This window comes from Enterobacter sp. UCD-UG_FMILLET, assembly GCF_000762975.1.
Lineage (GTDB): Bacteria > Pseudomonadota > Gammaproteobacteria > Enterobacterales > Enterobacteriaceae > Enterobacter > Enterobacter dykesii.
Genome location: NZ_JRJC01000042.1, coordinates 141,481 through 164,695, shown reverse-complemented (window position 1 = coordinate 164,695; position 23,215 = coordinate 141,481). Strand labels below are relative to the sequence as shown.

At 56.6% G+C, this 23,215-nt stretch carries 22 protein-coding genes; 10 read left to right on the top strand and 12 right to left on the bottom strand.

Features of this window, described 5'->3' with window-relative positions; genetic code table 11:
- Positions 1-20 precede the first annotated feature (20 nt).
- Positions 21-779, top strand: a complete 759-nt coding sequence (locus LA04_RS20525) for an SDR family NAD(P)-dependent oxidoreductase (protein ID WP_047652944.1) — start codon at positions 21-23, stop codon at positions 777-779.
- A 200-nt stretch (positions 780-979) separates the two neighbouring features.
- Here the strand turns inward: LA04_RS20525 and LA04_RS20520 are convergent, their stop codons facing one another.
- On the bottom strand, positions 980-1,519 hold the full coding sequence (locus tag LA04_RS20520; RefSeq protein ID WP_047652942.1) for a GNAT family N-acetyltransferase: 540 nt from the start codon (positions 1,517-1,519) through the stop codon (positions 980-982).
- Between the two features lie 148 nt (positions 1,520-1,667).
- On the opposite strand from LA04_RS20520, the gene LA04_RS20515 reads away from it, so the two are divergent.
- The gene (locus tag LA04_RS20515) at positions 1,668-3,257 is read left to right on the top strand and encodes an STY4199 family HEPN domain-containing protein (RefSeq protein WP_047652941.1); all 1,590 of its coding nucleotides are present in this window, start codon (positions 1,668-1,670) and stop codon (positions 3,255-3,257) included.
- Positions 3,258-3,315: 58 nt separating this feature from the next.
- Here the strand turns inward: LA04_RS20515 and LA04_RS20510 are convergent, their stop codons facing one another.
- The 3 genes from LA04_RS20510 to LA04_RS20500 all read right to left on the bottom strand — a co-directional run bounded on the left by LA04_RS20510 (position 3,316) and on the right by LA04_RS20500 (position 7,413).
- Positions 3,316-4,965: an alpha,alpha-trehalase gene (locus LA04_RS20510; RefSeq protein ID WP_047652939.1), complete on the bottom strand. Its 1,650-nt coding sequence runs from the start codon at positions 4,963-4,965 to the stop codon at positions 3,316-3,318.
- A gap of 181 nt (positions 4,966-5,146) precedes the next feature.
- Positions 5,147-6,499: a glutathione-disulfide reductase gene (gene gorA, locus LA04_RS20505; RefSeq protein WP_047652938.1), complete on the bottom strand. Its 1,353-nt coding sequence runs from the start codon at positions 6,497-6,499 to the stop codon at positions 5,147-5,149.
- A 71-nt stretch (positions 6,500-6,570) separates the two neighbouring features.
- The gene (locus tag LA04_RS20500; protein ID WP_047652937.1) at positions 6,571-7,413 is read right to left on the bottom strand and encodes a 23S rRNA (adenine(2030)-N(6))-methyltransferase RlmJ; all 843 of its coding nucleotides are present in this window, start codon (positions 7,411-7,413) and stop codon (positions 6,571-6,573) included.
- Between the two features lie 214 nt (positions 7,414-7,627).
- On the opposite strand from LA04_RS20500, the gene prlC reads away from it, so the two are divergent.
- A complete protein-coding gene (gene prlC / locus LA04_RS20495; protein WP_047652936.1) occupies positions 7,628-9,670 on the top strand; it encodes an oligopeptidase A in 2,043 nt (680 codons plus the stop codon).
- Between the two features lie 7 nt (positions 9,671-9,677).
- Positions 9,678-10,430, top strand: a complete 753-nt coding sequence (gene rsmJ / locus LA04_RS20490; RefSeq protein ID WP_047652935.1) for a 16S rRNA (guanine(1516)-N(2))-methyltransferase RsmJ — start codon at positions 9,678-9,680, stop codon at positions 10,428-10,430.
- A 97-nt stretch (positions 10,431-10,527) separates the two neighbouring features.
- Here the strand turns inward: rsmJ and uspA are convergent, their stop codons facing one another.
- Entirely contained in the window at positions 10,528-10,965 is a 438-nt protein-coding gene (gene uspA / locus LA04_RS20485; RefSeq protein ID WP_003861223.1) for a universal stress protein UspA, read from the bottom strand.
- Positions 10,966-11,248: 283 nt separating this feature from the next.
- On the opposite strand from uspA, the gene uspB reads away from it, so the two are divergent.
- A complete protein-coding gene (gene uspB, locus LA04_RS20480; protein WP_003861224.1) occupies positions 11,249-11,584 on the top strand; it encodes a universal stress protein UspB in 336 nt (111 codons plus the stop codon).
- A 43-nt stretch (positions 11,585-11,627) separates the two neighbouring features.
- Here the strand turns inward: uspB and LA04_RS20475 are convergent, their stop codons facing one another.
- A complete protein-coding gene (locus LA04_RS20475) occupies positions 11,628-12,035 on the bottom strand; it encodes a hypothetical protein (RefSeq protein ID WP_047652934.1) in 408 nt (135 codons plus the stop codon).
- Positions 12,036-12,221: 186 nt separating this feature from the next.
- A complete protein-coding gene (gene pitA, locus LA04_RS20470) occupies positions 12,222-13,721 on the bottom strand; it encodes an inorganic phosphate transporter PitA (RefSeq protein WP_023309552.1) in 1,500 nt (499 codons plus the stop codon).
- 228 nt (positions 13,722-13,949) lie between these two features.
- Here pitA and LA04_RS20465 point away from each other — a divergent pair, with 228 nt between their 5' ends.
- A complete protein-coding gene (locus tag LA04_RS20465) occupies positions 13,950-15,146 on the top strand; it encodes an NAD(P)/FAD-dependent oxidoreductase (protein WP_047652968.1) in 1,197 nt (398 codons plus the stop codon).
- Between the two features lie 32 nt (positions 15,147-15,178).
- On the opposite strand, the gene LA04_RS20460 is transcribed toward LA04_RS20465, so the two are convergent.
- Positions 15,179-16,117, bottom strand: coding sequence for an NAD(P)-dependent oxidoreductase (locus LA04_RS20460; protein WP_047652933.1), 939 nt, complete (start codon positions 16,115-16,117; stop codon positions 15,179-15,181).
- Positions 16,117-16,809 carry an RraA family protein gene (locus LA04_RS20455; RefSeq protein ID WP_047652931.1) on the bottom strand — a complete coding sequence of 231 codons (693 nt, stop codon included), beginning with the start codon at positions 16,807-16,809 and terminating at the stop codon, positions 16,117-16,119. The genes LA04_RS20460 and LA04_RS20455 overlap by 1 nt, the downstream gene beginning before the upstream one ends.
- 169 nt (positions 16,810-16,978) lie before the next feature.
- Between LA04_RS20455 and LA04_RS20450 the strand changes: the two genes are divergently transcribed.
- Positions 16,979-17,716 (top strand): IclR family transcriptional regulator, encoded by a 738-nt coding sequence (locus tag LA04_RS20450; protein WP_047652930.1) that lies wholly within the window; start codon positions 16,979-16,981, stop codon positions 17,714-17,716.
- Between the two features lie 37 nt (positions 17,717-17,753).
- Here the strand turns inward: LA04_RS20450 and LA04_RS20445 are convergent, their stop codons facing one another.
- Complete coding sequence (locus LA04_RS20445; RefSeq protein WP_047652929.1) at positions 17,754-19,088, bottom strand: MFS transporter; 1,335 nt, start codon at positions 19,086-19,088, stop codon at positions 17,754-17,756.
- Between the two features lie 316 nt (positions 19,089-19,404).
- Between LA04_RS20445 and LA04_RS20440 the strand changes: the two genes are divergently transcribed.
- Both LA04_RS20440 and LA04_RS20435 read left to right on the top strand, forming a co-directional pair.
- Positions 19,405-19,803, top strand: coding sequence for a potassium channel family protein (locus LA04_RS20440; RefSeq protein WP_047652928.1), 399 nt, complete (start codon positions 19,405-19,407; stop codon positions 19,801-19,803).
- A 68-nt stretch (positions 19,804-19,871) separates the two neighbouring features.
- Positions 19,872-20,897 carry a TerC/Alx family metal homeostasis membrane protein gene (locus tag LA04_RS20435; protein WP_023309545.1) on the top strand — a complete coding sequence of 342 codons (1,026 nt, stop codon included), beginning with the start codon at positions 19,872-19,874 and terminating at the stop codon, positions 20,895-20,897.
- 60 nt (positions 20,898-20,957) lie between these two features.
- Here the strand turns inward: LA04_RS20435 and LA04_RS20430 are convergent, their stop codons facing one another.
- Entirely contained in the window at positions 20,958-21,620 is a 663-nt protein-coding gene (locus tag LA04_RS20430) for an HAD family hydrolase (RefSeq protein WP_081957735.1), read from the bottom strand.
- Positions 21,621-21,859: 239 nt separating this feature from the next.
- On the opposite strand from LA04_RS20430, the gene LA04_RS20425 reads away from it, so the two are divergent.
- Complete coding sequence (locus tag LA04_RS20425) at positions 21,860-22,387, top strand: NlpC/P60 family protein (protein WP_047652927.1); 528 nt, start codon at positions 21,860-21,862, stop codon at positions 22,385-22,387.
- 5 nt (positions 22,388-22,392) lie between these two features.
- Here LA04_RS20425 and LA04_RS20420 read toward each other — a convergent pair whose 3' ends face one another.
- Positions 22,393-23,187, bottom strand: coding sequence for an SDR family NAD(P)-dependent oxidoreductase (locus LA04_RS20420; RefSeq protein WP_047652926.1), 795 nt, complete (start codon positions 23,185-23,187; stop codon positions 22,393-22,395).
- Between the last annotated feature and the right edge of the window lie 28 nt (positions 23,188-23,215).

Below are 23,215 nucleotides of genomic sequence, written 5' to 3'. Positions count from 1 at the left end.
CAGCCAAAACGAGGTTTATGATGAGTGAACGTATCGCATTAGTGACGGGTGGTAGCCGTGGTCTGGGCAAAAACGCTGCGTTAAAGCTGGCGGCAGACGGCACGGGAATTGTCCTGACATACAACCGTAGCCAGCAGGAAGCGCTGGATGTTGTGCATGAAATTCAGCAAAAAGGCGTCAACGCAGCGGCATTACAGCTCAACGTCGGGGATATCACGAGTTTTGATCATTTTGCCCGACAGCTTCAGGAAACCCTTAAGACCGTCTGGCAGCGCGAAACCTTTGACTATTTATTGAACAATGCCGGAACGGGTTTATACGCGCCCTATGCCGACACGACGGAAGCCCAGTTTGACGAAGCGCTGAACATTCATTTCAAAGGACCTTTCTTCCTGACCCAGCGCCTGCTGCCGCTGCTTAACGACGGGGGACGGATCCTCAACGTCTCCAGCGGGCTGGCCCGTTTTACCCAGCCGGGCTCAGGGACCTACGCGGCGATGAAGGGGGCGATGGAAGTGCTGACGCGTTATCAGGCGAAAGAGCTGGGCGCGCGCGGCATTTCCGTCAATATCATTGCGCCTGGCGCGATAGAAACAGACTTTGGCGGCGGACGCGTGCGCGACAACGCGGAGCTAAATCAGATGCTGGCTTCGCAGACGGCGCTGGGACGGGTGGGTTTGCCGGACGATATCGGCGATGCCATTGCGGCACTGCTTAGCGATAAGCTGGGCTGGATGAATGCGCAACGTATTGAAGTCTCTGGCGGTATGTTCCTGTGATGCACGAGCTTAAGGGGAAGGATCCTCTTAAGGAGACCCTTAATCACAATATTTCGCCAGAGAAAGACCCTGAAGTTTTTTTATTAACGCAATGGCCGCAGAAAATATTTCCAGCAAATGACGTTTGATATTCGTTTCCTCTTAATAGCGACACTAAAGAGGAAACGATGTCCGGGGAATATCTGCTAAAAAGCGGTTGGTCAGGAATTATTATTCAGGTATTCCTGCTGTAATAAACCAAATAGCCAGTCATTTTGCCAGCGCCCCGCAAGATAATAGCTCTCGCGTAATTCCCCTTCCAGGCGAAAGCGGGCTTTTTCCAGCAGGCGTCTTGAAGCGACATTTCCCGCGGTGACGGTGGCGGTGAGTCGCCGTATACCACCCTGATGAAAAGCGTAATCACAAAGCGCTTTCAGGGATTCAAAGCCGTAACCTTTCCCCTGCGCCTCGGGGGCGAAAAGGAAGCCCACTTCTGCGCAGTCCTCCTCCCGATGAATATAGCCGGTAACGCCCAGCGGGGCCTGTGAGGCGGTGTCACGTATGACGAGACAAAGCCAGTGCGCGCTGCCCGGTACCCATGGGGTCAGGCGCGAATCAAATGCCTCGCGGATGGCCGCGACGGGGCGGTCTTCCGCCACAAAGCGCATCACGTCCGGGTGCTGCTGTAGCGCCAGAAAAAAGGGCCAGTCTTGTTCCTGCAGGGGCGAACAGGTCAGGCGAGAGGTAATTAAAACCGGCATTCGGATTCTCCTGAAACATTTTAAATCATTTTAGGGTTGTCACTTTATTTCAACAGAAAGTCAGGTATGGTTAACCGCGTATAAATAAAAAGAATAAAGGGCGTTTCGTGCCCATTCCGGATGTCTTCGTTGTCGCTTAAGGAAAACAATGACTCTCAGCACATCACATCATATTCGCGAACAGTTTGAACACTGTCTGGCGGTCATTCGCCTTGCGTCGGTGGAAATTTTACTCCTTCTGAATGTACATGCTTCTGAGGGCAAAGATCCACGCTGGTTCCTGGAACAACTCGACAGCGCGCGATTAGCTCAGGGCGGCTGGGGAGCCGTTGCGAAAAAACTCAACCTTAATGATGCCGAGATGTCGGAATTTACGCTCCAGCTACGCCTGCTGCAGCAGCGCGTTCCGCAGTATGAAAGCGGACAGGATGTGAGTGAAAACCAGCTTATTGCGGCGATGCGGTTTGTGACCGCGCTGGAACATCTTCGCCTGCAGCAGCCGCTGTTGACCTACAGCACGGACCTGGCGCCGGGAAACGAACTCCAGCAGCAGCAGGCGCACAAGCAGGTACGCGCGATTGAGCTGATGATTAAAGGGCTCATCCAGCAGGCCTGGCCCGATCAGGTGCGGCTGAACAACCATCTGAAGACCCTGTTTAACGCTGACCGCGTGCGGCGCTGGCTGAAGCTTGGCGAGATCAATGATGTCCTCAGCGGCATGATGTTCAGTGAACTGGCGCAGATGCTGGTGGATAAAAAAGAGTTCAGCCGCTATTACGCTTCGCTGTTCAGCGACCCGTCGATGCTGACGCTGCTGGTTGAACCGCGCAAAACGCTGCAAACCTTCCTCGATGACATTCGGCAAATCCGCAACAACATCACCGTTCAGAAAACGTTAAGCTCGGCGCAAATCCAGCTGCTGGATAACTACTACACGCAGATCGCGCGGCCCGTGCAACGGGCGTTTGAAGAGGGGAGAACGCCCGTCAATCCGGCCGGATTCATGGCGGTAGATGCCAGCGAATTGCATACCTTCTGGGAAAAGGCGCAGAAAATGGATCGGGTCACCGGTGGGGATCTGTTTGAAGTCCGGGACACCATTGAAAAGCCTACCCAGCGCGCGCCGCGTACGCCCGAACAACGCGAGCAGCTCATTTCCGGTGCGCTATGGGGGGCGGTTGGCGTTATGGTGATTGCCATCGTGGCGGGGGGCTTCTGGCTGGTAACCAGCAGCAAGCCGCAGCCAGCGACCGTCAGCGCGGCTGAAGCGGCTCCTCCGCAGGAAATGCGCGAGACGCCTTCTTCGCGCGAAACGCTCACGCGCATGGGGGTCACCTGGGACGAGAATAATTTCCGCTCGGCCATTAACCGCAACGATACCCGCGTGACCCAGCTCTTTTTGCAGGGCGGTATGGACTGGAAGCTCTCCTGGACCGAAGAGGCGATGTCTGCAGGCTATGACGATGTGCTGGAGCTGATGCTACGCTACCGGCAGAACATGGTGGAAGAGAAGCCGTGTCGTCGCTTCATCAACACGCTCAGCCACGCCATGTCGAACGGTGAGTCTCTGACCTCGGTTCGTAAAGAGTATCTCAAAGCTTTCTGCACCGTGCCTGCCGTGGTGAAACGCCAGCAGCACGATCTCGACATGGCCACACGCCGCGCGCAGTCGCAGCCGGATGCCACCACGAAAAAATGGCAGTCCATTCAGACTGCCATTTATGAGGTGATTCGCTGATCTCTTTTCCCTCTCCCTGTGGGAGAGGCCGGGGTGAGGGCACCAGACCGCACCCCGCTTAAGGCTCCCCATACAACCCAATCAGCCGCCGCACCACGCCGTTCGTCCAGCCGAAACCGTCCTGCAGCGGATACTCACCCCCGCCACCTTCGCGCGGCGTACTGCTGGCGATGTGGTACTTCTCAATCAGCTTGTGATGCGTCTTATAAAAATGGTTCACCGTATGCAGCCAGCTCCAGGCAATCTCATCGCCCAGCGAGTCGTTGCCATACTGCTTGAACCCCTGAATCGCCATCCACTGCAGCGGTGCCCAGCCGTTGGGTTTATCCCACTGCTCGCTGGTTTCGTACTCGGTCGCCAGAATTCCGCCCGGCGTCAGCAGACGCGCCTTGACCGCATCCGACAAACGTTCTGCCTGCTCGTGCGTCGCCATTCCAACATACAGCGGCACAATGCTGGCGGCAGAAAACAGCGCCAGCTCTTCGCGTCGCCAGTCGTAATCGCGGTAACAGCCGCTCTCCTCATCCCACAGATAGCGGTTCACCGCCGCGCGGCGGTCATTGGCTTTCTGGCGGAACGTTTCTGCCGTCTCTTTATCCCCTTTCGACGCCGAGATGTTGGCGATAGCGCTTTCCAGCTTGAACAGGAAGGCGTTCAGATCGATGGGGATAAACTGCGTCGTGCGGATGCTGGCGAGCCGCGACGGATCGCGCAGCCAGCGGGACGAGTAATCCCAGCCGGACGCCGCCCCCGCACGCAGGTCGCGATACACCTCATTGGGCGGACGACCCGAGTGGCGGGCGGTTTCCACGTCCTCAATCCACGATTCGTCGCGCGGGGTATCACGGTCGTCCCAGTAGCGGTTGAGCAGTGAACCGTCCGGCATACGCACGGCGCTGCGGTAAGCCTGGTTAAGCAGCAGCGACTCCGCGCCGTCCATCCAGAAGGCGTACTCCATTTTGAGGTGGTCCAGATAGCGTTTCGCCCCGCGCACGCCGTCCTCCTCGAACAGCTCCACCATCAGGGCAAAGACCGGCGGCTGCGAGCGGCTGAGATAATAGGTGCGGTTGCCGTTGGGGATATGCCCGTAGCGTTCAATCAGCCAGGCGAAATTGTCCGCCATACACTTGAGCAGATCGTTACGGCCACTCTCTGCCAGCCCCAGCATGGAGAAATAGGAATCCCAGTAGTAGGTCTCGCTGAATCGCCCGCCGGGGACGATATAGGCCTGCGGCAGAGCCAGCAGGGAAGACCAGGGAATATGATCCTGCGGCTCGCGCGTCAGCACCGGCCACAAGTTATCAATGTGCTCTTTCAGGGAGAGTCCCGGGTCGGAGACATATTCTGTGCCGTACGTTTCCGGCATCCAGAAGTGGTTCTCCACAAACTGGCGCAGGTCGAAATCCCGGTGGCGTCTGACCTTGCGGTAGCGGATCAGGATATCCAGCGGATCCATCTTCGGTGCGCAGTCTGGGAAGGTTTTACTGTCCGCAAACAGCCGCGTCGACTGCACGTGCTCGAACAGTTCAAGATAGCGGTCTGCGGGCGTCAACGCATCGGAGGCGGGTAGCCCCTCGATCATTTCGGGTTCCGGCTCCGCCTCAATCATTTCATCCAGTTTCAACTCGCAGGGATCGGTCTCGTAGCGCAGCTCTTCTGCAATCTCGAACTCGATGTTCTCGGTAGCCTGTAGTTTCTGGTTGAACATGGTGATAGGGACCTCCGGTTGTGTGTTCAAAAGACAGGTTTATCCGGGCGTCTTATAAGCGTAGACATTCGCTTCGGTAGATGGGGAGGGAAATGTGCGGTAGATCACTATTTTCGGAGCATTCGTTTTGCAACGATTTATGAATGTTAAAAAAATGCCCCTCCGGGGAGGGGCATCAGGATTAACGCATGGTCACAAACTCTTCCGCGGCCGTCGGGTGGATGGCCACCGTGTTGTCGAAGTCTTTCTTGGTTGCGCCCATCTTCAGCGCCACGGCGAAGCCCTGCAGGATCTCGTCCATGCCGAAGCCGATGCCGTGGATGCCGACAATCTTCTCTTCCGGGCCCACGCAGACCAGCTTCATGCGGCACGGCTGACGGTGCGAGGTGACGGCGGTATACATCGCGGTAAACGCCGATTTATACACTTTCACCTGGTCGTCGCCGTACTGCTCGCGCGCCTGCGGCTCGGTTAAGCCGACGGTGCCGATTGGCGGGTGGCTGAAGACCACGGTTGGAATGTTGCTGTAGTCCAGATGCTCGTCCGGCTTGTTGTTGAACAGGCGCTCGGAGAGACGACGGCCCGCCGCAACGGCGACCGGCGTCAGCTCAACCGCGCCGGTGTTGTCGCCAACCGCATAAATGCCCGGTACGCTGGTGTTCTGGAATTTATCGACGACGATATAGCCTTTTTCGTCGGTTTTCACGCCGGTGACGCCCAAGTTGAAGTTATCGTTCGCCGGCTCACGGCCAATCGCCCAGATCAGGCAATCGACGGTCTGGCTGCGGCCATCTTCCAGCTCAAGCGTCAGGCTACCGTCCGCGTTTTTCACCACCGCTTTTGGCACGGCGTTGGTGTGCAGGGTGGGGCCTTCGGTGTTCATCACTTCAACCAGCGTATCGACAATCAGCGGGTCAAAGCTGCGCAGCGGCGCGTGTTTACGTACGAACAGGTGCGCTTCTGCGCCCAGGCCGTTAATCACGCCAGCCAGTTCCACCGCGATATAGCCCGCGCCAACAACGGCAACGCGTTTTGGCAGGGCAGGCAGCTCGAAGAAGCCGTCGGAATCAATGCCGTATTCCACGCCCGGGATGTTCGGGTGGCTCGGACGACCGCCGGTGGCGATCAGGATGTGATCGGCGGTGATCGTCTCGCCGTTCACTTCGATCGTTTTCTCGTCCACAAAGCGGGCGAAACCGTGGATAACATCGACGTTATTTTTACCCAGAACGTTGTCGTACGAGGTGTGAATACGGTCGATGTAGGCGGTACGGCTGGCGATCAGTTTGTCCCAGTCGAAGCGGTTGATGGTGGTGTCAAAGCCGTAGTCCGGGCCATACATATGGATAGCTTCACGGATTTGCGCCGCATGCCACATCACTTTCTTCGGTACACAACCCACGTTCACGCAGGTGCCGCCCAGCGCTTTGGCTTCAATCAGCGCGCACTTCTGGCCGTACATGGCCGCACGGTTGATGGAGGCGATGCCGCCGCTGCCGCCGCCGATTGCGATGTAGTCATAATGCTTAGTCATTGCTTTTGTCCTTAATCGTGAATTGCAGCGATTGTATACCTGAAATCAATAGTTTCCACCGATGACTGCGATTACTCCGGCACGATCCAACTGACGGTGGCGTGGCCTGTCCCGGCGGGCACCAGCGTTTTATGCAGCCATGGCAGCACGTTGTTCATCTGCGCTTCGAGCTTCCACGGCGGGTTGATCACAATCATGCCGGAGGCGGTCATGCCGCGCTGATCGCTGTCCGGACGTACCGCCAGCTCGATCTGCAGGATTTTGCGGATGCCGGTCGCTTCCAGGTCTTTGATCATGCGTTTGATCTGCGCGCGCAGCACCACCGGATACCACAGGGCGTATGTCCCGGTGGCGAAGCGTTTGTAGCCTTCGTGGATGCCGGTTACCACCGCCTGATAGTCGGTTTTGATTTCGTACGGCGGGTCGATCAGCACCAGGCCGCGACGAGAAACCGGCGGCAGCTTGGCCTTCAGCTGCTGGTAACCGTCGGCTTTTTCCACGCGGGCGCGGCTGTCTTTCTGGAATTCAGAACGCAGCAGCGGGAAATCGCTCGGGTGCAGCTCGGTCAGCTGAATGCTGTCCTGCTCGCGCAGCAGCTGGCGGGCAATCAGCGGTGAGCCAGGGTAGTAGCGTAGCTGGCCGTTGCGGTTGAAGTGATTCACCACGCCGATGTAAGGCTCCAGCTCGGCAGGCAGGTCGTCCTGCTGCCAGATGCGGGCAATCCCTTCCAGATATTCACCGGTACGCTCGGCATGCTCGCCGCTCAGCTGATAACGGCCCGCGCCCGCGTGCGTGTCCAGATAGAGAAACGGCTTCTCTTTCTCTTTGAGCGATTCAATGATCAGGCTCTGAACGGTGTGTTTAAGGACGTCGGCGTGGTTGCCTGCGTGAAAGCTGTGGCGATAACTGAGCATGGATGAATGTGTTCCAGGTAGTAAACGTAGGCCCGATAAGCGTAGCGCCATCGGGCAAAAATAGAGCGTATCGCCACAGTATACAGAAAAGTTTCCACGGCCGCGAAAGCGCAACGTCCGGCATTGAAATCCTCTACACTTAACCCCATTCTAGATCTCATATGCACAGCGCCGGATGCGCGCTTCATTCACCTATTTCAACAGGACAGCGTTTATGACCAATCCATTACTGACGCCTTTTTCGTTGCCGCCGTTTTCTAAAATCCTCCCTGAGCATGTGGTTCCAGCCGTTACGCAATCGCTGGACAACTGCCGCGCGGCGGTAGAAAGCGTGGTAGCGCAGGGCGCGCCGTACACCTGGGAAAATCTGTGTCAGCCGCTGGCCGAAGTGGACGACGTGCTGGGGCGTATCTTCTCCCCGGTGAGCCACCTGAACTCGGTAAAAAACAGCCCGGAACTGCGCGAAGCCTACGAACAGACCCTGCCGCTGCTCTCTGAGTACAGCACCTGGGTCGGCCAGCACGAAGGGCTGTACAAAGCCTACCGCGACCTGCGCGACGGCGACCACTATGCCGAACTGAGCACGGCGCAGAAAAAATCGGTCGATAACGCCCTGCGTGATTTTGAGCTGTCCGGGATTGGCCTGCCAAAAGAGAAGCAGACCCGCTACGGTGAAATTGCCGCGCGTCTGTCCGAGCTGGGTAACCAGTACAGCAACAACGTGCTCGACGCCACCATGGGCTGGACGAAGCTGATTACCGACGAAGCGGAACTGGCAGGTATGCCGGAAAGCGCGCTGGCGGCGGCAAAAGCCCAGGCTGAAGCGAAAGAGCAGGAAGGCTTCCTGTTAACGCTGGATATCCCGAGCTATCTGCCAGTGATGACCTACTGCGACAACCAGGCCCTGCGCGAAGAGATGTACCGCGCGTACAGCACCCGCGCCTCCGATCAGGGGCCAAACGCCGGTAAGTGGGACAACAGCCCGGTTATGGCGGAAATCCTCGCTCTGCGTCACGAGCTGGCGCAGCTGCTGGGCTTCGAAAACTACGCTGATAAATCCCTCGCCACCAAAATGGCGGAGAACCCGCAGCAGGTGCTCGACTTCCTGACGGATCTCGCGAAACGCGCCCGTCCGCAGGGCGAAAAAGAGCTGGCCCAGCTGCGCGCCTTCGCGAAAGCGGAGTTCGGCGTAGACGAGCTGCAGCCGTGGGATATTGCCTACTACAGCGAAAAACAGAAGCAGCACCTCTACAGCATCAGCGACGAGCAGCTGCGCCCGTACTTCCCGGAAAACAAAGCCGTTAACGGCCTGTTTGAAGTGGTGAAGCGCATCTATGGCATCACCGCCAAAGAGCGTACCGATATCGACGTCTGGCACCCGGACGTGCGCTTCTTCGAGCTGTATGACGAGAAAAACGAGCTGCGCGGCAGCTTCTATCTCGATCTCTACGCGCGTGAGAACAAGCGCGGCGGGGCGTGGATGGACGACTGCGTGGGCCAGATGCGTAAAGCCGACGGCTCTCTGCAGAAGCCGGTCGCCTACCTGACCTGTAACTTCAACCGTCCGGTAAGCGGCAAGCCGGCGCTGTTCACCCACGACGAAGTGATTACCCTGTTCCACGAGTTCGGTCATGGTCTGCACCATATGCTGACCCGCATCGAAACCGCAGGCGTGGCCGGTATCAGCGGCGTGCCGTGGGATGCGGTCGAGCTGCCGAGCCAGTTTATGGAAAACTGGTGCTGGGAGCCGGACGCGCTGGCGTTTATCTCCGGTCACTACGAGACCGGCGAACCGCTGCCGAAAGAGCTGTTGGATAAAATGCTGGCGGCGAAAAACTACCAGGCGGCGATGTTCATTCTGCGCCAGCTGGAGTTCGGCCTGTTCGATTTCCGCCTGCACGCCGAGTTTAGCCCGGAGCAGGGCGCGAAAATCCTTGAGACCCTGGCCGAGATTAAAAAGCAGGTTGCCGTTATTCCTGGGCCAACCTGGGGCCGCTTCCCGCACGCGTTCAGCCACATCTTCGCAGGCGGCTACGCGGCGGGTTACTACAGCTACCTGTGGGCCGACGTGCTGGCGGCAGATGCCTTCTCCCGCTTCGAAGAAGAGGGGATCTTCAACCGCGAAACCGGCCAGTCGTTCCTCGATAACATCCTGACCCGCGGCGGGTCTGAAGAGCCAATGGTGCTGTTCAAACGCTTCCGCGGCCGCGAGCCGCAGTTGGACGCGATGCTTGAGCATTACGGGATCAAAGGCTGATTGTTACGTGAAGATCTGCTTAGTAGATGAAACAGGCGCCGGAGACGGCGCCTTATCTGTTCTGGCGGCCCGCTGGGGGCTGGAGCATGATGACGAAAACTCGATGGCGCTGGTGATGACGCCGGAACATCTGGAGTTGCGTAAGCGCGACGAACCGAAGCTCGGCGGGATTTTCGTCGACTTTGTCGGCGGCGCGATGGCGCACCGGCGCAAGTTCGGCGGCGGTCGCGGCGAAGCGGTGGCCAAGGCGGTCGGCATCAAAGGGAGCTACCTCCCTGACGTGGTCGATGCCACGGCGGGGCTGGGGCGCGATGCGTTTGTGCTGGCGTCAGTCGGCTGTCGCGTGCGGATGCTGGAGCGTAATCCGGTTGTCGCTGCGCTGCTCGACGACGGGCTGGCGCGAGGCTATGCGGACCCGGAAATCGGCCCGTGGTTACAGGAAAGATTGCAGCTGATCCACGCCTCCAGCCTGACGGCATTGACGGATATCACCCCGCGCCCGCAGGTGGTCTATCTCGACCCGATGTTCCCGCATAAGCAGAAAAGCGCGCTGGTGAAGAAAGAGATGCGGGTGTTTCAGTCGCTGGTGGGGCCGGATTTGGATGCCGATGGCCTGCTGGAGCCGGCTCGTCAGCTTGCCACGAAGCGGGTGGTGGTAAAGCGCCCGGACTATGCGCCGCCGCTGGCGGACGTTGCGACCGCTAACGCAGTGGTCACGAAAGGGCACCGGTTTGATATTTATCCGGGTACGCCGGAATAAAAAAAGCCGGGTGGCGACTTCGCCTTACCCGGCCTACTTCCTCGAACTATCCCCTCTGCCTTTGGGAGAGGGTTAGGGTGAGGGGCGTTTAACGCACTTACTCGTCTTCTTCGTCACGCAGTGGAACAATCAGCATATCCACGTGAACGGTGTTAATCAGCTGGCGCGCTGAAGACATCAGCTTGCTCCAGAAGTCCTGATGGTGACCGCAAACCACCAGGTCCATATCGTATTTCTTGATCGCATCAACCAGCACCTGGCCCAGGTCGCCGCTGCCGCTCAGGGTTTCGGTAATCGGATAGCCCGCGTTGGTGGAGAGTTCGCTCAGGGCATGGTGAGTCTCTTCGGAAATGCGTTTCTGCATATCGCCAAGATTCACGTCGATCAGACCGGTGTAGAGGTCGGAGTAATTCACGTCAACGTGAATCAGCGAAACTTTCGCATTGTAGGGACGTGCCATGGATACCGCTTTATCAACCAGCACTTTGCTCTCAGGGGAGAGGTCTACCGCGATGAGAATGTGTTTGTAAGCCATAGTGTTACTCCTTCCTTAAGTTATCGATGACTAAGTGAGAATGCCGTCGTCTGATACTTTCATTACGGCCCAGTTAAACATATTTTTCAAGCTTTGGTGTTGATAACGATTAACCTTGTGGCAAAAAAATTAACGGATCTCCTACACTATTAAATGAGCCGTTCGGATATTAAAACGCGAACCGGATCGACTTCTGGTCATTCTTTCACTGAACTGTCTGTCAGGGCATTGGGGTGCGGTAGCTCAGGAGCCTTGCTTCGTGGGCGGACGCCGGGGAGGATGTATGATTAGCACCGTCGCATTGTTTTGGGCGTTATGCGTGGTTTGCATAGTGAATATGGCGCGCTACTTCTCATCGTTACGTGCGCTGTTAGTGGTACTTCGTGGTTGCGATCCGTTGCTTTATCAGTATGTGGACGGTGGAGGGTTCTTCACCTCGCATGGACAGCCCAGCAAGCAGATGCGTCTGGTGGGGTACATCTACTACCAGCGCTACCGCGATCATCACGATGAAGAGTTTATTCGTCGCTGCGAGCGCCTGCGTCGTCAGTTCATTTTGACCAGCGCCCTGTGCGGGCTGGTCGTGGTCAGTATGATTGCATTGATGATTTGGCACTGAGCGCCACAGCAGGCGGGGTCAGCCCCGCCTTCTTTCCTCTGGCTCAGGGCTTAACCGAGAACCGGAGATCGGAGATATTGCTCTCAATCGAAATAACTTTCCCGCTATAGGTGATTTTGACTTCTCCGTTTGTATCAAGGCTGGCCGCGGTAATCGTACCTGTACCTTCAATGACCGGATGCTTCATGGCCAACTGATGGATAATGTCGATATCTTTCCCTGCTATCTCCCCTGAGAGATAGTAACGGTAGATTGTGGGCACGGTTGCACCGCCCTGGTTGTTCACGGTCATATAGAGCCAGACGCTATCGGATAATTTATAAACGCGCTGTAGTTCATCGTTATTTCGCTGATTGGGCTGGTGGTTTAACCAGAAAAATCCAATGACCAGAGTCAGAAGCGAAAGCGTCACAAGGGAGTGAATCCATTTAGTAGCCGTTTTGAATGGCATAGTCTATTCCGTCATGGGTGTTGTTTGGCCTGAGAACATTCGCGAGGATAATAGTTATTTGTGCAGTAAAAATCTGAACAGATAGTGTTCAGATTGTCCTGATTACAGCAATGGGTTTAGTAAAAACAACAGCCATAAAAAAAGCGGGTCAGTTTCCTGACCCGCTTTTTTGTCGCCTTCAACCGATTAAATCAGCTTCAGCGAAATCCAGTACAAACCGCCAGACAGCAGGATTGAGGCCGGAAGGGTGAATACCCAGGCCATCAGAATGTTGGTCACGGTTTTGCGCTGCAGACCGCCGCCGTCAACAATCATGGTACCTGCCACGGACGAGGAGAGTACGTGGGTGGTGGATACCGGCATACCGGTGTAGCTCGCCAGACCGATAGAAACCGCCGCCGTCATCTGCGCGGACATACCCTGCGCATAGGTCATGCCTTTCTTACCGATCTTCTCTCCGATGGTGGTCGCCACACGACGCCAGCCAATCATCGTACCGATACCGAGTGCCAGCGCGACGGCCATGATGATCCAGATTGGCGCGTACTCAATGGTGTTGAGCATATCGCTTTTCAGTTTCTTCAGCAGACGTTTGTCGTCACCATTCACCTCTGGCAGCTTCGCGACTTTATCGGTCACGTCAGAGATGCAGAGCATGATACGACGCAGCTGACCACGCTGTTCAACGGCCAGTTTGTCGTAGCTTTCGATGTCGCCCAGCATGCCCTTGGCGCGTTCCAGCGCGTTAATCGCGTTTGCCGGATGGCAGTGGAATTCGCCAGGCGCGGTGGTTGCACCGGCTTCCGGAGAAGGGATCAACTGATCAACGCCGGTCGCTTTTTTCAGCAGATCGGGATGCTGCTGGAAATAGGTTTCAACGTTGTTGACCGCATCGCGGGTACGGGTGATTTCGTAACCCGAGGCGTTCATGTTCACCACGAAGCCTGCCGGTGCGACGCCGATCAGAACCAGCATCACCAGACCAATGCCTTTCTGCCCGTCGTTCGCGCCGTGAGAGAAGGCCACGCCGATAGCGGAAATGATCAGGGCGATACGCGTCCAGAACGGCGGCTTTTTCTTGCCGTCTTTCTTCTCACGCTCTGCTGGCGTCAGGTGGATACGCGCACGTTTTTTCGTGTTGCTCCAGTAGCGACGCAGGATAAAAATCAATCCACCCGCGACTACCAGGCCCACGATAGGGGAGATGATCAGAGAGCCGAAAATGCCCAATACTTTAGGCAGGTTCAGCGCATCAACGACGGAGGTTCCGGTCATCAGGGCGTTGGTTAACCCGATGCCGATAATCGCGCCGATGAGGGTGTGAGAACTGGATGCAGGCAGGCCAAAATACCAGGTACCGAGGTTCCAGATAATTGCAGCAAGCAGCATTGAGAACACCATAGCGAGGCCATGGCCAGAACTAACGTTAAGCAGCAGATCCGTTGGCAGCATATGCACAATGGCATACGCAACGCTCAGCCCGCCCAGGAGGACACCAAAGAAGTTAAATACCGCCGCCATAACAACCGCAAGCTGCGATCGCATTGCGCGAGTGTAGATAACCGTCGCTACTGCGTTTGCAGTGTCGTGGAAGCCGTTGATCGCTTCGTAAAACAGTACAAAAACCAGAGCAAGCAATAATAAAAGCCCGGTATGTAAATCCAGGCCGGCAAACAAATGTAGCATAGGACGTTACGCCATTTTGAGGACATGAACGCGGCGCATTATCCAGGACAAATGCGCGGCGGGCAAAGTGAAATATAGACTTTTTTTGACATACCACCTGATTTGAGAAATGCCTCATAAAGGATATTCTTTAAATTTCAATGGAATGCCTTTGTAATATCTTTTTACGCTGGTGTGACCACAGAGGAAACTTTACAATCCGCGGCAGTTAACAAAGAGGGTTTTGACGTGGAAAGGTTTGATGCCGTGGTAATTGGCGCCGGTGCGGCGGGTATATTTTGTGCGGCAATGGCCGGACAGGCGGGTCGTCGCGTGCTGCTGCTGGATAACGGTAAAAAGCCCGGCCGTAAGATCCTGATGTCCGGCGGCGGGCGCTGCAACTTTACTAATCTGTATGTTGAACCCGCGGCCTATTTGAGCCAAAACCGTCATTTTTGTAAATCTGCGCTGGCGCGCTACACCCAATGGGATTTTATCGATCTCGTGGGCAAGCACGGCATCGCGTGGCATGAAAAGACGCTGGGACAGCTGTTCTGCGACGACTCCGCACAGCAGATTGTCGATATGCTGGTGGCCGAGTGCGAGAAGGGCGGCGTCGTCATGCGCCTGCGAACGGAAGTGCTGGAGGTCGCCCGCGACGACCAGGGCTATACGCTGCAGTTGAATGGTGAAACCGTCAGCGCTGACAGCCTGGTGATCGCCAGCGGCGGTCTGTCGATGCCGGGACTGGGCGCCTCCCCGTTCGGCTATAAGATTGCCGAACAGTTTGGCCTGAAAGTTTTGCCCACGCGCTCCGGGCTGGTGCCTTTTACGCTGCATAAACCGCTTCTCGAACAGCTTCAGACGCTGTCCGGCGTGTCTGTTCCCTCGGTCATTACCGCCGAAGACGGGACGGTGTTCCGCGAAAATCTGCTCTTTACCCATCGCGGTCTTTCCGGCCCGGCGGTACTGCAAATCTCCAGCTACTGGCAGCCGGGGGAGTTTGTCACGGTGAATCTGCTCCCCGATTGCGATCTCGACGCGTTCCTTAACGAGCAGCGTACCGCGCACCCGAATCAAAGCCTGAAAAACACCCTGGCAATGCAGCTGCCAAAACGTCTGGTGGAATGTTTGCAGGCGCTGGGGCAGATCCCGGATGTGTCTCTCAAGCAGCTGAACAGCCGCGAGCAGGAGATGCTGGTGGAAACCCTGACAAACTGGCGCGTGCAGCCAAACGGCACGGAAGGCTACCGAACCGCGGAAGTCACGCTGGGCGGGGTTGACACGAATGAGCTCTCGTCCCGCACCATGGAAGCGCGTAACGTGCCGGGGCTCTACTTTATTGGCGAAGTGATGGATGTGACCGGCTGGCTCGGCGGCTACAACTTCCAGTGGGCATGGGCAAGTGCCTGGGCATGTGCTCAGGCGCTGGCAGAAGACAAGTGACATAGGCGCGCTGCCACTCGTCGCGGTTGGCTTTACGAGCTGACGGTGGTTGCGTCCGTCACGGCCAGAATATTGCTCGCGGCCACGGTCCCCATCCTGATATATGACGCTGCGGTAACGCCGCCAATATGCGGTGAAATAACCACGTTTTCTACGGACTGCCAGAGGTGCGGCGCGGTCAGCGGCTCGTGGGGAAAGCTGTCCAGCGCGGCGCTGTGCAGCGTGCCATCCCTGAGCGCCGCCAGTAACGACTCATCGTGGATCAGTCCACCGCGTGCCGTATTGACCAGAATGGCGTTCCGCTTGCAGTGTGCGAGCGTTTCGCTATTGATCATCCCCCGATTCTCATCGGTCAGCGGACAGTGCAAAGAGATGACATCGGAACGGGAAAGAAGTCCGTTCAGCGTTTCTGCGCGTTCGCACAGGACAGGCATAGTCTTAGCATAGGGATCGTAAGCCAGCACCTTCATGCCGAAAGCGTGACCAATAGTCGCCACGCGCGAGCCGATAGCACCCAACCCAATTAACCCCAGCGTTAAGCCCTCGAGTTCAATGGATTTATGCGTCGCCTTATCCCAGTGCCCGTCCCGCAGCCGCTTGTCCAGAGGCACCACTGACTTTGCGCAGGCGAGGATCAGCGCCCAGGTATGTTCAGCCACTGCCGCCGCGTTTGCGCCTGGCGCAGCGCGAACGGCGATGTTGCGCTCGGCCGCTGCCGTCTGGTCTATCACATCGATCCCGCTTCCGTGCTTGGAAATAACCTGCAGTGCCGGGGCGGCATCCATGACTTTTGCGGTGATCCGGCCGTAACGAACCAGAATCGCCACAGGATTGTGTCGTTCACACAGCGCGATCAGGTCATCTTCTGTGGGCTGGCGGCCAGCAAACACTACCTCAAAGCCCTGCAACATCACCATGGCCTGCTCCGCCAGGTCGCTTCCGGTAACCAGAACTACGTCTTTGCCCCCCATCACAGCGTCTCCCCGTCAGCTAACATACCTGCCTTACGAAGCGCGTCATCAAGCCAGTGTGGACGTAAATCGCCTTCACGGATGGCGGCAAGACGTCGGGTCTCCATCTCCAGCTTTCCTTTTGCCAGCGCGATAACCTCCTGAACCTCATCGCGCGGGATAACGACCACGCCGTCGATATCCGCGACAACCAGATCCCCGGCCTGAACCGTCGCCCCGGCGACTGAAATGGGATGATTAACCCGGCCAGAAATTAACTTTGTCGGGCCGCAGGGGTTCAGACCGGCAGAAAAGACAGGGTAGTGACCTTTGCTCAGGGAATCTGCGTCACGAACAGCGCCGTCAATAATGATGCCCGCAATACCGCTCGCCTGAGCCTGAGTGGCCATGATTTCGCCAAGCAGCGCGCAGCTCAGGTCGCCTTTGCCATCAACGACCAGGACATCGCCGGGCTGCGCCACCGCCATCGCGGCATGAATCGCCAGATTATCACCCGGACGGACTTCCACGGTGACGGCCGGACCCGCAACGGACATATGTGGGGCCAGTGGTTTGATGCGGCCATGAAGCGTACCGCGGCGACCGGCCACGTCGGCCAGAATAGCTGCCTGATACTCGGCAGCCCGACGAACGTCCTCGGCAGAAACGCGCTCGAACTGGCGATTAATCGGTTTTTTTTCAGTAACGGACATAAATGCCTCCATATTGTTTTACTGAGTACAATGCAGGTGTACAGAACAAAACAACTATAGCGGTGTTGCTTTCCTTTTAGCCAGACCCGAGGTGGCGTTTGTGATGTAAACACGAAGTGACTCACAAAATTTGAGGTACACTCACTGCCGGGCTAACAAGGAGATAATGATGGGGAATGAAGGCGTTGTAGCGGTTGAAAAAGCGCTGGCTTTACTGGATTGCTTCCGTCCTGGGGATGAGAGCCTGACGCTGACCGCGCTGGCACAGCTGTCGGGTTATCACAAAACCACGGTTTACCGCTTGATGAATTCTCTTGAACGGATGAATTACGTCGTCAGGCATGAAGACGGCAATTATGCGCTTGGCCCACGTCTGCTTTACCTCGGCAAGCTGTATGAACAATCTTTCCATCTTTCCCGGGTGGTTCAGCCAGAGCTTCAGGCCTTATCTCTGGCGTCTCAGGAGAGTGCCAGCTGGTATGTGCTGGAGGGAGGGCAACGCCTTTGCCTGTTTCGCGCTGAAGCGTCGCACGGCCTGCGGCACAGCAATCTTCCCGGCAGCCAGTTCCCGCTCGATAATTCAGCCATCAGTAAGGTATTACGCCATTGGGGGCTCAATGAAAGCCTGCCGGAGGAAGACGCTGAACTTCCTTTCTACACGTCAGGCGCACGCGATCCCCACACCGCCGCGTTTGCGATGCCTGTCTTCGGCGTTCACGACAAGCTGGTAGCGGCGTTAGCCCTGACCGGCCCCATCTCACGGCTGACGGAAGATCGTCGTGAGCAGGAGATAGGCCAGTTGATGAAGGCGGCTGCAAGCCGTCTGTCGCAGAAAATGGGTGCCAGTAAGCCCTTCTGTCAGCAGTTCTTTGGTGAAACGAGCGACGCGGCGGAAGAAAATCTTTAAACACAGGAGCGGGACATTTGTCCCGCTCCTGTCATCACTAATGCGTGACCTGTTTTTCGTGTAGCTGAGCGTTGCGAGCCTGCCGTCCTATGATGAGTACCGCGATACCCCCGGCCACGCACAGCACGGCCAGCGGAAGCATAGCCAGCGTGTAGCTACCCGTCCGCTCATTGATAATGCCGTACGCGTTTACCATCACTGCCCCGCCTATCAGGTTTGCAATGGCACCGATCGCGGCCAGTCCCGCCGCCGCTGAGGTACTGCTCATCCAACCGGACGCCAGCGCCCAGAAAGGCCCTTTCATTGAATAAGCGCCTATCAGCATAATGCTGAGGATGACGATCGTGGCAGACAGCGAGACGCTCGCAAAGGCGGCAAACACGCCGGCGGCAATCATGAACAGCGTCAGCGCGGTATGCCAGCGGCGTTCGTTGGTACGATCGGAGTTCCGTCCCCATACAATCATGAGAACAGATGCCAGACCGTAAGGAATAGCGTTAAGCAGACCTGTCTCAAGATTATCGAGATGGAAGGATTTCAGCAGTTGAGGAGACCAGACGCTGATGGTGGTGCCCGCGGACGATGCTCCGGCGTAAATCAGCGCCATCAGCCAGATTTGGCGATGCTTCAGCAACTGCCACGTGGTCTGATGTCCGATATTCTTTTGCTGATTGCGCTCGGTTTCCAGCGTGGTTTCCAGCCATTGTTTCTGTTCGCTGCTAAGCCAGTTCGCCTGATGAGGGCGATCCCGGAGAATAAACCAGGCCGCAATACCCAGCAGCACCGCCGGCAAGCCTTCAATAATGAACAGCAGGTGCCAGCCGCGAAGACCCAGCCAGCCATCCAGTGACAGTATCAATCCGGAAAGCGGGGAACCGATGAAGTTAGCGAGCGGGATGGCGACCATAAAGGACGCAATAATGCGTGCGCGGTAGCGGGACGGGATCCACCAGGTCAGATACAGCACGACGCCCGGGAAGAAGCCCGCCTCTGCAGCACCGAGAAGAAAACGGACGATATAGAGCGATGTGGTGTTCTGCACCAGGGACATACACATGGAGACGATGCCCCAGCTGATCATAATGCGCGGGATCCACAGCCGGGCGCCGACTTTCTGCATGGCCAGGTTGCTGGGTACCTCAAACAAAAAATAGGCCACGAAGTAAAGGCTGCTGGCAAAGCCAAACGCGGCTTTGCTGAGGCCAAGGTCCTCATTCATCTGCAGCGAAGCCATGCCGATATTCCCGCGATCGATAATGGAGACCAGGTAACTGACAATCAGAAACGGGAGAATACGCCAGATCACCTTCCGCATCGTCTCTCTTTCTATGTCCTCGGTGGCGGTAGCGCCGTTACGTAAATGTTCTGTCATTGTGTCCTCGCAGGGTTTGTTCTTTGTTTTATTAGGTACAACTCAGTTTTATTAAACAAAACCACTATAGCGACGATGCGTTATTTTTATCCAGTTAATGGAAGGTTTAAATGATGTAAATAAGAGGTGACTCACAGATAGCGCGCTGCGGATACATCGCTTTTAGCTGCTAACCAGCCGCAAGCAGGACGCGCTGGCAGAGAAATAGTCACGCAGCGCAATTATTGCACCAACTTTTGCTTTCCATTCAACTAAGCTTCGACCAGGTGCCCCGCCGCGTTAGCGGGGCCATACTCCTTTTGGTCGAGCACGCATCATGCAGCTACTCAGTATTATTATTTTGCTTACCCTAACCGTGGTGATCCATTCGCTGTGGATGTTTGGCGTTTTAAAATTCATCAAATTAGAAGTCGATTCTGCGGTACGCATTGTTTTACGCAATGTCGGTATCGTGATCTCCATGATCTTCGCCCATCTCCTTGAGGCCGGGCTGTTTGCTGGGTTTTATTTTGTCATCGACGCGTTTAATGACTGGAACACCAGCTTTTACTTTTCGCTGGTGAGCTATGCGACGGTAGGGTACGGCGACGTCACGTTACCCCAGCACTGGCGGCTCATCGGTGGGGTGGAAGGGCTGGTGGGCGCGTTGATGGTGGGCTGGTCCGTGGCGGTTCTGGTGGCGGTGCTGCAGCGCTTGCGCGGTATGAGCGGCTAGACGACGGGTGTGCTAAAGTAACGATCTTTTTCTGTTACTGGCTTTTGTCAGTTTGTATGGTGTTGTGTATGTCTGCTGCTCATCTCGGTTTCCCGACGGAAACCGTTGTTGTCTTCGTGGTGATGGCCGTTGGGGCGATGTTTATCGACCTCTTTATGCACCGTCACGATAAACCGATCTCGCTGAAAAGCGCGGCGATGTGGTCCGTTTTCTGGGTCATGATGGCGATGGCCTTCGCCGGATTCCTGTACGTTCACCACGGCGCCGAGATGGCGAGCCTGTTCCTTACCGGCTATGCGCTGGAAGAGGTGCTCTCCGTCGATAACCTGTTCGTGATGATGGCAATCTTCGCCTGGTTCGGCGTGCCGGATAAGTACCGTCACCGCGTGCTCTACTGGGGCGTGTTGGGGGCGATTGTCTTCCGCGGCATCTTTGTGGCTATTGGCACCAGCCTGCTGAGTCTGGGGCCGTACGTTGAGGTGATCTTCGCGCTGGTCGTCGGCTGGACGGCGGTGATGATGCTCAGGCGCAATGAAGAGAGCGACGAAGTGGAAGATTACTCTGGCCATCTCGCCTATCGCCTGGTGAAGCGCTTCTATCCGGTCTGGCCGAAAATCAGCAGCAACGCCTTTATTCTGACCCAGAAAGAGGTGGATGCGGAGCTTGAAAAGCCGGAAAACCAGGACGTGATGGTCGGACGCGTGAAGAAGGCGAAGCGCTATGCGACGCCGCTGCTGCTTTGCGTAGCCGTCGTCGAGCTTTCTGACGTCATGTTCGCGTTTGACTCCGTGCCGGCCATTATTGCCGTGAGCCGCGAGCCGCTGATTATCTACAGCGCCATGATGTTCGCCATTCTCGGCCTGCGTACGCTTTACTTCGTGCTGGAAGCGCTGAAGCAGTATCTGGTGCACCTTGAGAAAGCCGTGGTTCTGCTGCTATTCTTCGTGGCGTTCAAGCTCGGTTTAAATGCCACCGATCACTTCTGGCATCACGGTTACAGCATTGGCGCCACGGCCAGTCTGTTTGTGGTACTCGGCGTGCTGGCCCTGGGGATTATTGCGAGCGTGATGTTCCCGGGAAAACGTGAGGCCTGATGCATCGTTTTTCTCCCTCTCCCTGTGGGAGAGGGACGGGGTGAGGGCACCAGACCGCACCTAACCCTTAATCGGTGAATTCCGACGCTTGCGCGGGTGGTGGAAGTGCCGCCAGTGTGGATCCTGCGCCGCCGCCAGCAACTCGTGGTCGCCGCGGGTGTCTCCCCAGGCGCGCAGGTGATAGGCGTTCAGATCGCCATACACTTTTTCCAGCCTTGCCACCTTCTGGGCGCAGCGGCAGTTATTGCCCGTGATGCGCCCCGTCAGCTTGCCGTCTTTCACTTCCAGCTGCGTGCCAATCAGCTTAATGCCCAGTTTGTCAGCCCACGGCTGGAGCACCAGCGCCGGGGACGCGGAACAGATGGTCACCTCCGCACCGGAATTTACCTCAGCCGCCACCGCCAGAACCCCTTCAGGGCGCATCAGCTTGTTCCAGTATTTTTCACAAAAGGCTTCCGCCTGCTGGCGCAGCCAGTGTTCATTCACGCCCGTCAGGAAGGTTTTAATCAGCACTTCCTTCAGCTCATCGCGCGTCAGCTTGCGACGCACGCAGTGGAGCGTGGGCAGCGCCATGCGCACCAGGCGGCCCGCGAAGTAGCGTTTACCGAAGGCAAAACGCAGGAAAGGAATAAAGCTATCGTGGTGCGTTAATGTCCCGTCAAAGTCAAAGACAGAGAGCACGCTGGATTTAGCCACCGTCTCATCGGCAATCATATTGGTCATAAATACGTCTTAGCTGAAATACACATTCTGCGGATCAGTTTACCTGCTTTAGCTGGACAGTCCTTATACCACCACTCTTTTTTTCTCGATCTTGCGATCTCAAGGTGAGTCCATTTTTGGCCTCGATAACAATTGGTGAAAAAACGAGCTGTCTATATTATCGCCACATCGCAAGATATTTAGGGGAACCATTGGCCCCCACAGGTAAGGAAAAACTCACTCACTACTTCTTTCTTGATATGACACTTAGATCGCTTATTTCAATCCTCACGTTAAGTTTTGCTTCGTTTTCTGCGTTCAGCTTTCAACTGCCAGCGTCGATGTTATCGATGAACAGCGAACTGGGAGCATCACCGGCGAAATCTGCGCTGGTGCATCAGGAAACGGGCCCGCTGCGCTCGCGTATTCTCGATCAATACCAGAAGTGGAAAGGCACCCAGTACCGGTGGGGCGGAACCACGCATCGCGGGGTGGATTGTTCCGCGCTGATGCAGCACCTGTTCACCGATGCGGCGCATCTTAATTTGCCGCGCACGACGAGTGAACAGATCCATCGCGGCGTGCAGGTGGCGCAATACCGCCTGAAAGCTGGCGATCTGGTCTTCTTCCAGACGGGTCCGAACCGGAAGCACGTTGGCGTTTATATTGGCGAAAACCAGTTTATTCATGCCTCAACCAGTCAGGGCGTAACGGTTTCAACCCTGACGGATGATTACTGGCAGGCACACTACATTACCGCCCGTCGTGTCGCGGGCAGCGCGGCCTGACAGCATCAGATGATGTCATCCACGACGCCACCGTCGACGCGCAGCGCCGCGCCCGATGTGGCGGAGGCCTGGGGCGAACAGACATAAATCACCATGTTGGCCACCTCTTCAACCGTGGCGGCACGCTGGATAACCGAGCTGGGGCGGTTGGCCATCACAAACTCTTTTGCCAGCTGTTCCAGCGATTTGCCGGTTTTTTCGATTTCATCTTTCATCATCTCTGCGAAACCGTCAGACATCGTCGGGCCCGGCAGGACGCTGTTAACCGTCACGCCGCTCCCCGCCACAAACTTCGCCAGACCGCGCGCCAGCGAGAGCTGCGCCGTTTTGGTCACGCCGTAGTGGATCATATCCGCCGGAATATTGCAGGCCGACTCGGAGGAGATAAACACCACGCGTCCCCAGCCTTTCTGCACCATACCCGGCAGCAGGGCGCGGGACAGACGCACGCCGGACATCACGTTGGTCTGCCAGTAACGCTCCCAGGTTTCGTCGTCGGTGGTATAGAAATCCTGCGGACCGTAAATCCCGGCGTTATTAACCAGAATATCGACGTTATTCGCTACCTTCAGAAGCGACTCGACCCCTTCCGCCGTGCTGAGATCGGCAATCGCGGCACGCACCTGTACGCCCGGCAACACCTGCTGGAGCTGCTGAATGCCTTTATTCACCGATTCCGTGCTCCGGCCATTGACGATCACTTCCGCACCGCTTTCTGCCAGACCTCTGGCAATGGCGAACCCGATCCCGCCGGTTGAGGCGGTCACCAGCGCCACTTTCCCCGCAAAGTCGATTTTCATCATCTGCTCCTTATCGTTTTAACGTTCG

Bases quoted from the DNA above. Each gene is read 5' to 3' on its own strand.
- LA04_RS20500 (WP_047652937.1), bottom strand. From the start codon at position 7,413: ATGCTCAGTTATCGCCACAGCTTTCACGCAGGCAACCACGCCGACGTC.
- uspA (WP_003861223.1), bottom strand. From the start codon at position 10,965: ATGGCTTACAAACACATTCTCATCGCGGTAGACCTCTCCCCTGAGAGC.
- prlC (WP_047652936.1), top strand. From the start codon at position 7,628: ATGACCAATCCATTACTGACGCCTTTTTCGTTGCCGCCGTTTTCTAAA.
- LA04_RS20455 (WP_047652931.1), bottom strand. From the start codon at position 16,809: ATGTCCGTTACTGAAAAAAAACCGATTAATCGCCAGTTCGAGCGCGTT.
- LA04_RS20515 (WP_047652941.1), top strand. From the start codon at position 1,668: ATGACTCTCAGCACATCACATCATATTCGCGAACAGTTTGAACACTGT.
- LA04_RS20520 (WP_047652942.1), bottom strand. From the start codon at position 1,519: ATGCCGGTTTTAATTACCTCTCGCCTGACCTGTTCGCCCCTGCAGGAA.
- LA04_RS20430 (WP_081957735.1), bottom strand. From the start codon at position 21,620: ATGACCAATATGATTGCCGATGAGACGGTGGCTAAATCCAGCGTGCTC.
- LA04_RS20460 (WP_047652933.1), bottom strand. From the start codon at position 16,117: ATGGGGGGCAAAGACGTAGTTCTGGTTACCGGAAGCGACCTGGCGGAG.
- LA04_RS20525 (WP_047652944.1), top strand. From the start codon at position 21: ATGAGTGAACGTATCGCATTAGTGACGGGTGGTAGCCGTGGTCTGGGC.
- pitA (WP_023309552.1), bottom strand. From the start codon at position 13,721: ATGCTACATTTGTTTGCCGGCCTGGATTTACATACCGGGCTTTTATTA.
- LA04_RS20435 (WP_023309545.1), top strand. From the start codon at position 19,872: ATGTCTGCTGCTCATCTCGGTTTCCCGACGGAAACCGTTGTTGTCTTC.
- LA04_RS20440 (WP_047652928.1), top strand. From the start codon at position 19,405: ATGCAGCTACTCAGTATTATTATTTTGCTTACCCTAACCGTGGTGATC.
- LA04_RS20420 (WP_047652926.1), bottom strand. From the start codon at position 23,187: ATGAAAATCGACTTTGCGGGGAAAGTGGCGCTGGTGACCGCCTCAACC.
- uspB (WP_003861224.1), top strand. From the start codon at position 11,249: ATGATTAGCACCGTCGCATTGTTTTGGGCGTTATGCGTGGTTTGCATA.
- LA04_RS20475 (WP_047652934.1), bottom strand. From the start codon at position 12,035: ATGCCATTCAAAACGGCTACTAAATGGATTCACTCCCTTGTGACGCTT.
- LA04_RS20510 (WP_047652939.1), bottom strand. From the start codon at position 4,965: ATGTTCAACCAGAAACTACAGGCTACCGAGAACATCGAGTTCGAGATT.
- LA04_RS20445 (WP_047652929.1), bottom strand. From the start codon at position 19,088: ATGACAGAACATTTACGTAACGGCGCTACCGCCACCGAGGACATAGAA.
- LA04_RS20450 (WP_047652930.1), top strand. From the start codon at position 16,979: ATGGGGAATGAAGGCGTTGTAGCGGTTGAAAAAGCGCTGGCTTTACTG.
- gorA (WP_047652938.1), bottom strand. From the start codon at position 6,499: ATGACTAAGCATTATGACTACATCGCAATCGGCGGCGGCAGCGGCGGC.
- LA04_RS20425 (WP_047652927.1), top strand. From the start codon at position 21,860: ATGACACTTAGATCGCTTATTTCAATCCTCACGTTAAGTTTTGCTTCG.